General features: G+C 53.4%; 12 protein-coding genes. 11 read left to right on the top strand and 1 reads right to left on the bottom strand.

Annotated elements, in window-relative coordinates; genetic code table 11:
* Positions 1–26 precede the first annotated feature (26 nt).
* The gene (gene mgtE / locus JXO50_04595; GenBank protein ID MBN2332369.1) at positions 27–1,364 is read right to left on the bottom strand and encodes a magnesium transporter; all 1,338 of its coding nucleotides are present in this window, start codon (positions 1,362–1,364) and stop codon (positions 27–29) included.
* Positions 1,365–1,653: 289 nt separating this feature from the next.
* Here mgtE and JXO50_04590 point away from each other — a divergent pair, with 289 nt between their 5' ends.
* From JXO50_04590 to JXO50_04540, 11 genes are all read left to right on the top strand, one after another.
* On the top strand, positions 1,654–3,318 hold the full coding sequence (locus JXO50_04590) for a cache domain-containing protein (protein ID MBN2332368.1): 1,665 nt from the start codon (positions 1,654–1,656) through the stop codon (positions 3,316–3,318).
* Positions 3,319–3,630: 312 nt separating this feature from the next.
* Positions 3,631–4,173, top strand: a complete 543-nt coding sequence (locus tag JXO50_04585; protein MBN2332367.1) for a cupin domain-containing protein — start codon at positions 3,631–3,633, stop codon at positions 4,171–4,173.
* A gap of 113 nt (positions 4,174–4,286) precedes the next feature.
* Positions 4,287–4,682 carry an S-adenosylmethionine decarboxylase proenzyme gene (locus tag JXO50_04580; protein ID MBN2332366.1) on the top strand — a complete coding sequence of 132 codons (396 nt, stop codon included), beginning with the start codon at positions 4,287–4,289 and terminating at the stop codon, positions 4,680–4,682.
* A 14-nt stretch (positions 4,683–4,696) separates the two neighbouring features.
* Complete coding sequence (locus JXO50_04575) at positions 4,697–5,167, top strand: arginine decarboxylase, pyruvoyl-dependent (GenBank protein MBN2332365.1); 471 nt, start codon at positions 4,697–4,699, stop codon at positions 5,165–5,167.
* 275 nt (positions 5,168–5,442) lie between these two features.
* Entirely contained in the window at positions 5,443–6,321 is an 879-nt protein-coding gene (gene speE / locus JXO50_04570; GenBank protein ID MBN2332364.1) for a polyamine aminopropyltransferase, read from the top strand.
* Positions 6,321–7,187 carry an agmatinase gene (gene speB / locus JXO50_04565; protein ID MBN2332363.1) on the top strand — a complete coding sequence of 289 codons (867 nt, stop codon included), beginning with the start codon at positions 6,321–6,323 and terminating at the stop codon, positions 7,185–7,187. The genes speE and speB overlap by 1 nt, the downstream gene beginning before the upstream one ends.
* A 410-nt stretch (positions 7,188–7,597) precedes the next feature.
* Positions 7,598–7,966 (top strand): RNA polymerase-binding protein DksA, encoded by a 369-nt coding sequence (dksA, locus tag JXO50_04560; protein ID MBN2332362.1) that lies wholly within the window; start codon positions 7,598–7,600, stop codon positions 7,964–7,966.
* 57 nt (positions 7,967–8,023) lie between these two features.
* Positions 8,024–10,510 carry a leucine--tRNA ligase gene (locus JXO50_04555; protein ID MBN2332361.1) on the top strand — a complete coding sequence of 829 codons (2,487 nt, stop codon included), beginning with the start codon at positions 8,024–8,026 and terminating at the stop codon, positions 10,508–10,510.
* An 80-nt stretch (positions 10,511–10,590) separates the two neighbouring features.
* A complete protein-coding gene (locus JXO50_04550) occupies positions 10,591–11,121 on the top strand; it encodes an LptE family protein (GenBank protein MBN2332360.1) in 531 nt (176 codons plus the stop codon).
* The gene (gene holA, locus JXO50_04545) at positions 11,121–12,140 is read left to right on the top strand and encodes a DNA polymerase III subunit delta (GenBank protein MBN2332359.1); all 1,020 of its coding nucleotides are present in this window, start codon (positions 11,121–11,123) and stop codon (positions 12,138–12,140) included. The genes JXO50_04550 and holA overlap by 1 nt, the downstream gene beginning before the upstream one ends.
* Positions 12,130–12,747 (top strand): HD domain-containing protein, encoded by a 618-nt coding sequence (locus JXO50_04540; protein MBN2332358.1) that lies wholly within the window; start codon positions 12,130–12,132, stop codon positions 12,745–12,747. The genes holA and JXO50_04540 overlap by 11 nt, the downstream gene beginning before the upstream one ends.
* Positions 12,748–12,769: the final 22 nt, after the last annotated feature.

Raw genomic sequence — 12,769 nt, 5'->3', positions numbered from 1 at the left:
CTGGTTGAAACAGGTGATTATATGGTTCAGGGAACAAAACGCAGGATCATGGTGGCGGTGCCCATATAGACCAGAATACCGATAATGTCATTGCTGGTGGTGACAAAAGGTCCGGAGGCAATGGCCGGATCGATGCGCAATCGATGGAAGACCGTTGGAGCCAGGGCCCCCATCATGGCGGCAATGGTCATGGATGAGGACATGGCCACCGCCACCACCAGACCGAGAATCAATTCCCGATGCCAGAGGTAGGCGACGATGCCCACCACCATCCCGCAGATAATGCCCATAACAATGCCGGTGCGGGCTTCTCGCCAGATTGTCTGTCCCAGATTGTCAAGGGTAATGCGGCCGGTAGCCAGACCGCGAACGATGATCAGTGACGATTGGGTCCCCACATTACCGCCCATCCCGGTGATTACCGGGACAAAAGTTACCAGGGCAAGAATCTGGTGCAGCGTAGCTTTAAACAGCCACATGAAATAGCCGGTTACAACGCCACCCAGGAGGGTGGTCAGCAGCCAGGGAAGCCGGATGCGGGCGATTTTCCAGACATCGTCGGCATAGACGATTTCAGTTGAATCGGTGCCGGCCATGCGGTAGATATCTTCCGTTGCTTCCTGACGGATAACATCAATGATGTCGTCAACCGTGACAATCCCTACCAGCTTGTTTTCATCGTCAACCACGGGAATGGCCAGAATATTGTATTTTTCCACCAGCTGGGCCACCAGTTCCTGGTCAGTGGCAACAGTAACCTTGACAACATTGCTGTTCATGATCTGCTGGAGCTTGATGTCCGGTTGGGAGAGGATCAGTTTGCGCAGAGAGACAATGCCCACCAGGTGTTCCCGCTGGTCCACCACATAGATATAGAAAACCGTTTCCGCCTCATCCCCCCGTTTGCGGATGGCGCCAATTGCTTCGGCAACATTGAGATCCTCAGGAAGGGCGAAGAACTCGGTGGTCATGATGCCGCCGGCAGTGTCATCCCGGTAGCTCAGCAGGGTTTCGATCTCCTGCGATTCTTCAACTCCCAACTTTCCCAGGAGTTGCTGGGATATCTCTTCCGGCAGGTGGGCCAGGATGTCCGCTTTGTCATCGTCGGACATGGCTTTGAGAATGCGGATTGTTTTTTCTTCCGGCAGCCTGGTGAGAATATCGTTGGCTACTGAAATGTCCAATTCGCTGATGGTTTCAGCGGCTTTGTCGGTGTCGGTAATGCGGGTGAACAGCAGGTACTGCTCATCATCACTGAGAAAACGCATGCAATGAGCAATGTCGGCGGGATACAGCTTGCTGATGATCTTATTGACATTATGCCAGGCTTCACGGTGGATCAGCTTCCTGAAGGTGTCAACCATGATGCTGTTTTTTATTTTCGCCTGATCCACGACGCCGGGCTCCCTGGTACGGTCAATAAGTGTGCCTGTCTATAACAGAAAGCGCCTTGAAAAACAACGAAAAATAAGGTGATAAGCGCGGGTGACTGTGGTTGGCCAAGGTTGTTGAGCGGGATTTTGTAGCAGGTGGCAATGTCTTGCGGCCGGATAAAATTAGGTAAAGTTTTTATCTCTGCCTGCCGAATATTGGTTAACTTATATATGTTAATCACTATTGATATACAGCAAGGTTTACGGGGGGAGGTTTATCGTGAGTTTGAAGGTTAAGATTATCGTGCTTGCCATGGTTATGGGGTTTATGACGGCTTTTGCGGTCAGCGGTTTGTCGGTCTACAATACAGTCAGAATGAAGGGCGCCATTTTAGCGAAGTACCATGATGACCTGCTGGCTGAGCGGCAGAACATGCTGGAGGAGATGACCAGAATTGCCTGGGGAACGTTTGACTCCATCGTTTCCGACAGCGAGGATTTTATGATGGTGGAGCAGGGACAGGTCAAGGATATTTTTAAAAATATCCGCTATGGCGAGAATGGCGATGGCTATTTCTGGATTAATGATCTGGGTCCCACGATGGTTATGCACCCCATCAATCCGACGTTGAACGGTAAAGATCTCAGCCAGATGAAAGATCCTCATGGTACCTACCTGTTCAATGAATTTGTCCGGGTTGCCAAACAGGATGGAGCTGGATTTGTCGAGTATTTCTGGCCCAAACCGGGGCATGACGAGCCGGTTAAAAAAATTTCCTATGTCAAACTGTATCCCAAGTGGGGCTGGATTGTCGGTACTGGTCTTTATGTTGACGATATTGATGCCGCAGTGGCCGCCCGGAATCGGGAGATCAATGCTTCGATCAAATCATTCCTGTTGTTGCTGGCCGGTCTTGTCGCTTTGGGAATATTGTTTGGTTTCATTCTGGCCTATGGTTTGGCGCAAAGCATCACCAAGCAGGTGAACGTGGTTACCGGTGGTATCTCTGATGCCGCCGCCCAGATCGCCGGGGCCGCAAACCAGATTGCCGCCGGCAGCCAGAACCTGGCGGACGGGGCATCGAACCAGGCGGCATCGCTGGAGGAGACCTCCTCTTCACTGGAGGAGATTGGCAGCATGACCCGACAGAATGCCGATAACACCAAACAGGCAGACAGTCTTGCCCAGCAGGCTGAGGCGGTTGTTCAAGAGGGCGCCAGCAACATGGAGGAGATGCTCCGGGCGGTGCATGAAATCCGCGATTCCTCCGAGAAAACAGCAAAAATCATTAAAACCATTGATGAAATTGCCTTCCAGACCAATCTCTTGTCGTTGAATGCCGCGGTAGAGGCGGCCCGGGCCGGGGAGGCAGGGGCGGGGTTTGCCGTGGTTGCCGATGAAGTGCGCAACCTGGCCCATCGCAGTGCTGAGGCCGCCAAGAACACCACTGAACTGATCGATCGATCAGTGGCCAGTTCGGTGCGGGGGGTTGAGTTGTCCGAGCGGGTGGCAGCGTCATTCGAGGAGATCAATAGTGCCATTAAAAAGGTGAAAGACCTGGTTGCCGAGGTTGCGGCTGCCTCCGATGAACAGTCCCAGGGACTTGGCCAGATTAGTACCGTTGTCGGGCAGATGGATAAGATAACCCAGGAAAATGCCGCCAATGCCGAAGAGTCGGCGGCATCGATTATGGAGTTGAAAAGTCAGATCGATACCGTTGATGGGATGGTAACGCAGCTGGTTCAGGTTCTCGGGATGGGGAATAGGGGCAATGTCAGCCAAGCGAAAAAAAGTGGCCTGCCAAAACCATCGGCAGCCGGCATTGCAATGGTGTCGGCAAGAAAAAAAACAATGCCGGTCAAAAAAAGTATTCGCCAGGAGGTCAGTCCGGAGGACATCATCCCCCTGGACGATAATGACGATCAGACCTTGAGTGAATTTTAGCTCGTTGTTCCATCTGTAGGTGTTTGGTGCCCAAGGCGCGCCGGAAAGATTTCCGGCGCGCCTTTTTTGTGTATGATTGGCGGGGAAGCATCCTGTCCGACGAACCTGATGTGTCGGCTTGTTTTGGCTTTGTCGATGACTGCAGTTCGGAGTTGTCCTCAAGAGCAGCGAACCCCTGGCGGGAAGTGAAAAAGGAGTGAAAAAACTATTGACAGACGAGTGAAAAAGGACTAATGTTCGCGGCCTATCAGGTATTGTATTGCTAAACTAATTGTTAATAAACATTGTGGCTTCCAGGCGTTGGTTCTGACAGTGAATATCGGCAGTAAAATAAAAAAACTGCGTTTATCCCATTCTTTGACCCAGGAGGAACTGGCTGGTCGATCAGACCTGACCAAAGGTTTTATTTCGCAGCTGGAACGTGATCTTGCATCCCCTTCCATCGCCACTTTGAAAGATATTCTGGATGTTTTTTCGGTCAGCCTGGCGGATTTCTTTCGGGAAGCCGATGATGATGTCCAGCAGGTTGTGTTTGGCAGAACAGATCGGAAAACCATGGGTGATGAAGGGGCTGATATTCAGTTGCTGATGGCCGGCGCCCACGAAAACAAGTTTGATGTTGCCCTGGTCACCTTGGTGCCCGGCCAGTGGATCGAAGATAGTGGTCACGAAGGAGAGGAGTTTGGCTTTATGCTCAAAGGGAGGGTTTGCATTACCCTTGAGCTCGGGCAGACCTATACGGCGGGGAAGGATGAGTGCTTCTTCTTTCCGGCTAATCAACAGCATAAAATCAGTAATAGTTCAACACGGGTGGCTCAGTTTCTCTGGGTAGTGTCACCGCCGACTTTTTTTTAATGGGCTGTCCGTGTAGTAGTAGGAAACATAGCGTTGCGGCTGATGTCATTGGTTGCAATTGTTGACGGTCCTTATACCTCATGTAAGGTCCTGGAAGTTTGGGAGGGTGGAATATGAAAGCTTTAGGAAGACACCTGTTGGTTGAGTTCTTTGATTGTGATCCCAAGCGGCTTGATGATACCGCTCAGGTTGAAAAATGGATGGAAGAAGCGGCCCGGCGGGCTGGGGCGACCATTGTCCAGTCGGTATTTCATCGCTTTCAGCCGCACGGGGTAAGCGGCGTGGTGGTAATCGCCGAGTCCCACCTGGCGATTCACACCTGGCCTGAGTATGGGTATGCGGCAGTTGATCTTTTTACCTGTGGTGCTACGGTTGACCCCTGGATTGCCCATGAGATCCTAAAAGATGCGTTTGCCGCCGGCAACTGGGCGACCAAGGAGCTGATGCGGGGGGAGCTGAAAGGCATTGATGGCGAGTTGCACTATAAACCGGCTACGGCCGTTGCTTGATGAGGGATGTGAAGATGTTGTGTCAGACCCCCAATATCCATTTTCTGGTGCAGGGCAGTTCAGAGGGTTTCAGCCAGTTGAACTCATTCGACGGGGCGCTGCTGGCTGCTGGTATCGGTAATACCAATCTGGTGAAGATGAGCAGTATCGTTCCTCCCCGGTCACTGCAGGTGGAGCCGGTACAACTTCCTTATGGCTCCCTGGTGCCGGTGGCTTACGCGGCCATTTCGTCAATGCTGCCCGGAGAGAAAATCTCGGCAGCGGTGGCTGCCGCTTTCCCCGAGGATGAGAGCAAGCCCGGGCTGATTATGGAGTATTCTTCCCGTGGTCATCGGGAAGAGGTGGAAACTATTGTCCGCAAAATGGCTGAAGAGGGCTTGGCTATGCGCGGTGAGCAGGTTCAAAAGATAGCAAGCGTCTCGGTGCAGCATACGGTGGAGCATATTGGTACTGCCTTTGCCGCTGTGGTATTGTGGTACAGGTAGCAGGTTGTCGCCGTAGAACAAAAATGTTTTGTCCCCGATTGGTATTGTGGGTGTTGACAAACTGCCGGAGTCTGGACTTTCATCTCTTCCTGCCGGGGCTACTACCGGCTGTCCGGCTTTGGTGATCGTTGCCAGGCATTATCACCCAGGTGGTTTAGGGCAGCCAAAACCACTGCCAATCCCTAACCCCTGATGTTTTCAGACAATTACAGCTATTTAACGGAGAAACGTTCTTGGTTGGCGACGGCCAACCGGACTGTTCCAGGTGGTGAATTATGGAATTATGGTACACGGAAGAGCACTCATCCGGGACCCGTTTTTCTCTGCGGGCAACCAGACATGTACATCAGGAAAAAACCCCTTTTCAGCAGCTTGACGTTATTGAAACTGAAGAGTATGGCCGGATCATGCTGCTCGACGGCCTGGTGATGTTGACGGAGAAAGATGAGTTTGTCTACCATGAACTGATTACCCATGTTCCCTCTGCCTGCCTTCCCGATGCCCGCCGTGTCCTGGTTATCGGCGGCGGTGATGGAGGTACGGCCCGGGAGTTGCTCCGTTATCCCCAGCTGACCAGGGTTGATATGGTTGAAATCGATGAGGCGGTTGTCATGGCTTCAAGAAAATTTTTCCCAACCCTCAATGTGAAGCTCGATGACCCGCGGCTGACCATTCATTATCGGGACGGGATGGAGTTCGTCAAAGAGCATGAAAATCAGTATGATCTGATCATTGTGGACTCCACCGATCCCATTGGGCCGGGCGAACACCTGTTTACGGAATCCTTCTACCGGGACTGTTACGCCGCTCTGCGGCCGCAGGGGATCCTGGTTTCTCAGGCGGCAACCTCCTTTTCTGCCTACTACCTGAAGCTCCAGCGGGAACAATGTGCCTTTGTCAAGGCGGCCTTCGACCGGCTTTTTCTTTACCTGGGGCATATCCCCACCTATCCTACCGGGACGTGGAGCTTTTTGTGTGCGGTGAAGGGGGATATCAATCCTGCGGTTGCTTTTGACCGCCGATCAACGACTCCCTTTACTGATCAGCTGGGCTATTATAATGCTGGCATGCATCGCCAGGCTTTTTCCCTGCCGAATTTCATCTACCGTGAACTGGCCGGTCTGATTGACAATCAGCTGGCGGAGTCAGTCTAATGTTGGTTCCCCAAGGCCGCTTCCTGGCCGCCCGGGCGGCCAGCCTGGAAGCTCCCCCGGCACAGGTACTGCTTGGCCTACCCTTTGATGGTACCAGCTCTTACAAGCCTGGCAGCCGTTTTGCCCCGGCTGCCTTGCGGGACGTTTCCCACGGGCTGGAGACCTTCAGCTACGCATTGCAGCGCGATCTTGATGACCTGGAAATCGGTGATCTGGGAGATCTTGACTTGCCCTTTGGTAATACGACGCGTGCCCTTGCCATGATCCGGGACGCTGCGGCCCTGCTGATGAGTCACGAAACGCTGCCCCTGTTTATTGGCGGCGAGCATCTGGTGACCTTGCCGATCATTGAGGCGGTCATGGAGCGGCATCCTGATCTGGCAGTTATTCATTTTGATGCCCATGCCGATTTGCGTGATACTTATATGGGGGAACCCCTTTCCCACGCTACGGTCATGCGTCGGGTGGCTGAGCAGGTTGGTCCCGGGAATCTCTACCAGTTTGGCATTCGCTCGGGCACCCGGGATGAATATGCCTATGGCTTGGCCCATACCAATTTTTATCCTGCTGCTCTTGATCAGGTGTCTGAGGTGGCCGGAAAGCTATCCGGCCGGCCTGTCTATCTGTCGCTTGATCTGGATATCCTGGACCCCGGTTGTTTCCCGGGAACCGGTACGCCCGAACCAGGTGGAGTATCGGTTGCTGAACTGCTGCAGGCACTTTATTCCCTATCGGCCTTGCAGGTTGTTGCCTGTGATGTGGTGGAACTTTCCCCCCCCGCTGATCCTGCCGCCATTGCTGCCATTGTCGCTGCCAAGGTGGTCCGTGAACTGCTCCTGCTTACGGCACACGGTGCTGCCGGATGATGGCTGGCCAGCAGGTTTCACCTACGGTTTGATTCCGGTATGATTGGCCAACCTTTTTCTGTGTAATCTCTCTGCCACTGTGGGCTAGTGCTGTTGTCTGTTTGATACTTCCCAGGTATGTTCCCTAGTCACTCCGGTCGCCATAGCCCTTTCACCCGGCATCGATATCCTCAACTTTTGGTTGATTTGCCTGCTGAATTAGTATAAACTTCGCCATCTTTTTTCCTGGCTGAAAGTTTCCCGGCGTTGGCGTTGGGTGCTGACCTCCGGGGGTCGTCAGCCGGAAGATATGACCGCCGACACTATTGATTGCTGCGGGTGTTGTTTTTACATGTTGGACAGATACCATACCCATGCTGATCCTGGAAAAGGTTAAGGATGGCTATGGTCGTTAAGAAAGGGGTAATCGCATGTTAACGCAAGAGCAACTGGAACATTTCAAGGCGCTGCTGCTGCAGGAAAAAGAGGCTATCCTTGAAAAAGTTGATCAACTGAAACGGGGTGACATCTACACCAACCGAGAAGATCTCATGGATGATGCCGATGCGGCTTCGGTGGAGGTTGATCATAACCTTTTGTTTCGCATCCGGGGGCGGGAAGCTCACCTGATTAAAAAGATTGATGAAGCATTGGCCAAAATAGAAAATGGCACTTATGGTATCTGTGAAGCCTGTGATGATGAGATCTCCCTGGGGCGTTTGGAAGCCCGGCCGGTGGCACCTCTGTGCATTACCTGCAAGGAGGAACAGGAAAAACAGGAGAAACGGCAGGGGCTTTAGACACCCGTCGGATATGCTTCATAATGATTGATAGTTGTCGTGATACGGGAAACGGTAATGGAACAACAGTATAACCCCCAGGCAGTAGAACTCAAGTGGCAGGCCCACTGGGAACAGGAGAAAACCTTTGCTGCTGCCGATGGTGCGGGAGAAAAATACTATCTGCTGGAGATGTTTCCTTATCCTTCCGGCAAAATTCACATGGGGCATGTGCGAAACTATTCCATTGGTGATGTGGTGGCCCGTTACCAGCGGATGAAAGGGCGTAATGTCCTCCATCCCATGGGCTGGGATGCTTTCGGGATGCCGGCTGAAAATGCCGCCATCGAACGCCAGATTCACCCGGCGGTCTGGACCAGGGACAATATCGATGCCATGCGGCAGCAACTGAAGCGCATGGGATTCAGCTATGACTGGAGTCGCGAGCTGGCTACCTGTGACCCCTCCTATTACCGTTGGGAACAGCTTTTTTTCCTGCAGATGTATGCTAAGGGGCTGGCCTATAAGAAAAAATCCCAGGTGAACTGGTGTGAACAGTGCCAGACCGTGCTTGCCAATGAACAGGTGGAGGCTGGCCTCTGCTGGCGTTGTGGTTGTGATGTGGAGTCGCGCGAGTTGAACCAGTGGTTTTACCGGATTACGGACTACGCGCAGGAGTTGCTTGATGGGTGTGATGATCTGCCGGGCTGGCCTGAGCGGGTTACCACCATGCAGAAGAACTGGATTGGCAGAAGCACGGGGGCCAATATTGTTTTTCCCCTCGCCGGCATGGACGGCGATATTACGGTTTTTACCACCCGCCAGGATACCCTGTATGGGGCCACCTTCATGAGCTTGGCGCCGGAACATCCCATGGCCCGGAAACTGGCCGAGGGAACGGGGCAGGCAGCGGTGGTGGAGGAGTTTATTCAGCGCTGCCGCCGGCAGCAGGTGAGTGACCGTGAGCTGGGGTCTTTGGAAAAAGAAGGGGTGTTCACCGGCCGCTACTGCGTCAATCCGGTTACCGGCCAGGAAATGCCCGTGTATCTGGCCAACTTTGTTCTGCTTGGCTATGGAACCGGCGCCGTGATGGCGGTGCCGGCCCACGATCAGCGGGATTTTGAATTTGCCAGGCAATATGAGCTGCCCATTGTGGTTGTGATCCAGCCCGATGGTCCACTGTTGGATCCGGCAGCCATGACTGAAGCCTATACCGGTCCGGGAACGTTGGTTAACTCCGGACCCTTCAACGGGATTGACAACCGGGAAGCCCTGGAAGAGATTGCTGCTCACCTGACAGCTGCCGGCAAAGGGAAGAAAACCGTTACCTATCGGTTGCGCGACTGGGGTATTTCCCGGCAGCGCTATTGGGGAGCGCCCATCCCCATTATCTACTGCGACAGTTGTGGTACGGTTCCGGTTCCCGTAAGCGATCTGCCGGTTATTCTCCCGAAAGAGGTTGCCCTGTCAGGGGCGGGAGGGTCGCCGCTGGCCGCCAGTCAGGATTTCGTGACGACGGTCTGCCCGGTTTGTGGCCGGCCGGCCCGCCGGGAAACGGATACCATGGATACCTTTGTGGAGTCTTCCTGGTACTATATTCGTTATGCCTGTGCTGCTTTTGATCAGGCTCCCTTTGACCGCCAGGCGGTTTCCTACTGGCTGCCGGTTGATCAGTATATCGGCGGTATTGAACACGCCATTCTGCACCTGTTGTACTCGCGGTTTTTCACTCGGGTGCTGCGTGATCTCGGCTATGTCGATTTTGCTGAACCTTTTACCCGCCTGTTGACCCAGGGGATGGTCATCAAGGATGGTTCCAAGATGTCCAAGTCGAAGGGCAACGTTGTCGACCCCGATCTCCTGATTCAAAAATATGGTGCTGATACGGCCAGGATGTTCAGCCTTTTTGCCGCTCCACCGGAACTTGACCTGGAGTGGAGCGACCAGGGGGTGGAAGGTGCCTATCGGTTCCTGCATCGGTTATGGCGGCTGGTGTATGCAGTGCTGCCGGCGATTAACGATGTTGCCGCCTACCAGGGTTCTTTTGCGGCTCTTCCTGAGCAGCTCAAACCACTACGTCGCAAGACCCACCAGACGATAAAAAAAGTTGTTGCTGATATTGAAGACCGGTTTCATTTCAATACGGCCATCAGTGCGGTCATGGAACTGGTCAATGAATTGAAACCTTACGTGGAAACCGTTGGCGAGGCCGATGCTCCGGCCCGACAGGTGATCAGGGAAGCGGTGGAAACGGTGCTTCTGCTACTGGCGCCCATTGTGCCCCATATAGCCGAGGAGTTGTGGCAGCAGCTGGGCCATGATGGGGAGTTGTCGTATGCTCCGGTACCAGCCCATGATCCTGAATCCATAACAACGGTTACGGTGCTGCTGGTGGTCCAGGTGAACGGCAAGCTGCGCGACCGGTTGACCGTTGACGCCCAGATCAGCCGTGAGGATCTTGAGCGGCAGGTGCTGGCGAGTGAGAAGGTGCAACAATATCTGGCCGGGAAGCCGGTGAGAAAATTTATTGTGGTGCCGCAGAAACTGGTTAATATAGTTGTTTGAAAAGGTGGTTATCAGTGTTATGGTGATCTGCAGTTCCAGAAAAGATGGCCGCCAGAAATGTGTTTTTTATGAAGGTGCTGATGAAATCAGTCAAGCATAGTTTCCTCCCCCTCCTGCTGTTTGCCAGTATTTTCCTCTTTTCCGCCTGTCTTGGTTATCATTTTCAGGGTTCAGGCGGCGCACTGCCTGAACACCTTAAAACCGTGGCCATTACCCCTTTTGCCAACCAGACGTATGAAAGCCTGGTGGATACCTATCTCACCAATGCCCTGGTGGGCGAATTTTCCCGCAGTAAACGGTTGCGGATGGTTGATCAGGCTGACGCCGATCTGGTGATCAGCGGCGCCGTTAAGGAGGTCAGCAACACCAGCATCTCCTATTCCGGCAATGACCGGGCCTATGAGTACCGGGTCCGGGTGCGGATTGAGGTGGTGATCCGGGATGTGCGGCAGGACATAGTTGTCTGGCAGAACGGCAACATGCATGAAGTTGAAGAGTACCATACAAGCGGCGAACCGAACGACGTCCAAACCCGCAAGCGGGTGGCAATTGCGCGTGTCTGCAAGGTGTTGGCAGAAAATATTCATGACCGGCTGTTTATCGACTTCTGATGTTATCCTCGCTCCGCAAGTGCCTGCAGCAGGCTGCCGCCCCTGCAGCTGAGTTCGGCTGCTGTCTGCTCTACGGTCAAGAAACCTATCCCGTTGCGTTTCTCCTCTCATCCCTGAAACAGCTGCTGAAAGAACAGGAAGAGGTCACCGTTGAACAGTATGATTATTCACGGATTTCCCTGGTGGAGGAGTTGTCCGCCTGGGATGCCGGATCCCTGTTTGCGGCTAAGAAGATTATTGTCCTGAGCCATCTGGACGGGGTGAAAAAGGACGATGTTGAACTGCTTACCGAGTGGCTTGCCCGGCGCCAGGGTGACCCCAGTGTTTTTCTATTTCTGACTGCCGGGGAGCGCCTTGACGGTCGTTCGCTGCTGGTTCGCTCGGCAAGGAAATATGGCACGGTTATCAAGACCGATGGCTTCAAACCCGAAGACCTTCGCCGCTTGATTGTTCAGTATGGCAGTACCTATGGGGTGACCTTTTCCCCGTCGGTGCTGGATATTCTTATCCATTACCACGATGCCAGGGTCCAGCTCATCCTGCGGGAGGTTGAAAAACTGGCTCTTTTTGTCGGCCCTGGAGGTGTGGTCAACGATGGCGATCTGGAGCTGATGGGCTGCGGTACGGTGGCCGGCAATATTTTTGCCCTGGTTGACGAGTTGGGGGCCGGCAGGACAGCAACCTCTCTGAGGGTGCTGAATCGCCTGTTGCGGGACAAAACCGTTCCCCTGGTTATTGTCAGCATGGTGGTCCGCCATTACCGGCTGCTGGCTTTGGCCGGGGCGCCGGCAAACCGGGGAAAATCTGTCAGTGAGCTGGCGAGAGATTTACGGGTGCCGCCCTTTGTGGTTCAGAAACTGCGGCGACAGACAAGCCATTTCCCCCTGCCACGCCTGGTCCAAAGTTTTCAATTGCTTGCTGAGATTGACCGCCGGTTAAAATCCTCGTCTGTTCCTGAACTGATTGTTATGGAGAATATGGTGCTTTCACTCTGCCGGAGGAATGCCAATGATTCCTGATCTGGAAACCTGTTTTTCCCTGTTGCGGGATTATCGGGTGCCGGTTCATATTGTTGGCCACAGTGTTGTGGTTACTAAGATTGCGGTGGTTCTGGGAGAGGCTTTAAGGGTGCAGGGGCTGGATCAAGATATGTCGTTGCTGGCTGCTGCCGGCCTGCTCCATGATATCGCCAAACTTGAGTCGATCACAACCGGTGTTGACCATGCCTTGTTGGGCGGCCAGTGGCTAGAGGCCCTCGGCTTTTCCGAGGTCGCCATGGTCGTCAGACATCACATTCATCTTGAACCAGCTCCATGGCAACCGGTGGATGAAAAGGAGCTGGTTTTTTATGCTGATAAACGGGTGAAGCACGTAGAGATTGTCTCTCTTGACCATCGGTTTGCCGATCTGCGTGATCGCTATGGCAAAAACGTCAGCTCTTTGGGCAGTCTGGGGAACATGGAAAAGCTTACCAGGGAGTTGGAAAAAAAGATTTTTTCCCCTTTGTCCTGGCGTCCCGATGAGGTTGTCACTGTGGTTGATGCCTCTGCCAATGGTCAACGGCGCCTTCTAGACCGGATCGCCGCATTATACGAAAAATATATTGACATCCATCCCGAGGTTTAGTATATCATTCCCTCTTTTTGTC

The sequence above is a fragment of the Candidatus Anaeroferrophillus wilburensis genome (assembly GCA_016934315.1).
Classification (GTDB): Bacteria; Desulfobacterota; Anaeroferrophillalia; order Anaeroferrophillales; family Anaeroferrophillaceae; genus Anaeroferrophillus; species Anaeroferrophillus wilburensis.
Note: the sequence above shows the minus strand (reverse complement) of the source record. Positions and strands in the feature narration are given on the sequence as shown.

Excerpts from the sequence above, each read along its gene's own strand:
- JXO50_04555 (MBN2332361.1), top strand. The coding sequence starts at position 8,024 with ATGGAACAACAGTATAACCCCCAGGCAGTAGAACTCAAGTGGCAGGCC.
- JXO50_04575 (MBN2332365.1), top strand. The coding sequence starts at position 4,697 with ATGTTGTGTCAGACCCCCAATATCCATTTTCTGGTGCAGGGCAGTTCA.
- dksA (MBN2332362.1), top strand. The coding sequence starts at position 7,598 with ATGTTAACGCAAGAGCAACTGGAACATTTCAAGGCGCTGCTGCTGCAG.
- mgtE (MBN2332369.1), bottom strand. The coding sequence starts at position 1,364 with ATGGTTGACACCTTCAGGAAGCTGATCCACCGTGAAGCCTGGCATAAT.
- holA (MBN2332359.1), top strand. The coding sequence starts at position 11,121 with ATGTTATCCTCGCTCCGCAAGTGCCTGCAGCAGGCTGCCGCCCCTGCA.
- speE (MBN2332364.1), top strand. The coding sequence starts at position 5,443 with ATGGAATTATGGTACACGGAAGAGCACTCATCCGGGACCCGTTTTTCT.
- JXO50_04580 (MBN2332366.1), top strand. The coding sequence starts at position 4,287 with ATGAAAGCTTTAGGAAGACACCTGTTGGTTGAGTTCTTTGATTGTGAT.
- JXO50_04550 (MBN2332360.1), top strand. The coding sequence starts at position 10,591 with ATGAAATCAGTCAAGCATAGTTTCCTCCCCCTCCTGCTGTTTGCCAGT.
- JXO50_04540 (MBN2332358.1), top strand. The coding sequence starts at position 12,130 with ATGATTCCTGATCTGGAAACCTGTTTTTCCCTGTTGCGGGATTATCGG.
- speB (MBN2332363.1), top strand. The coding sequence starts at position 6,321 with ATGTTGGTTCCCCAAGGCCGCTTCCTGGCCGCCCGGGCGGCCAGCCTG.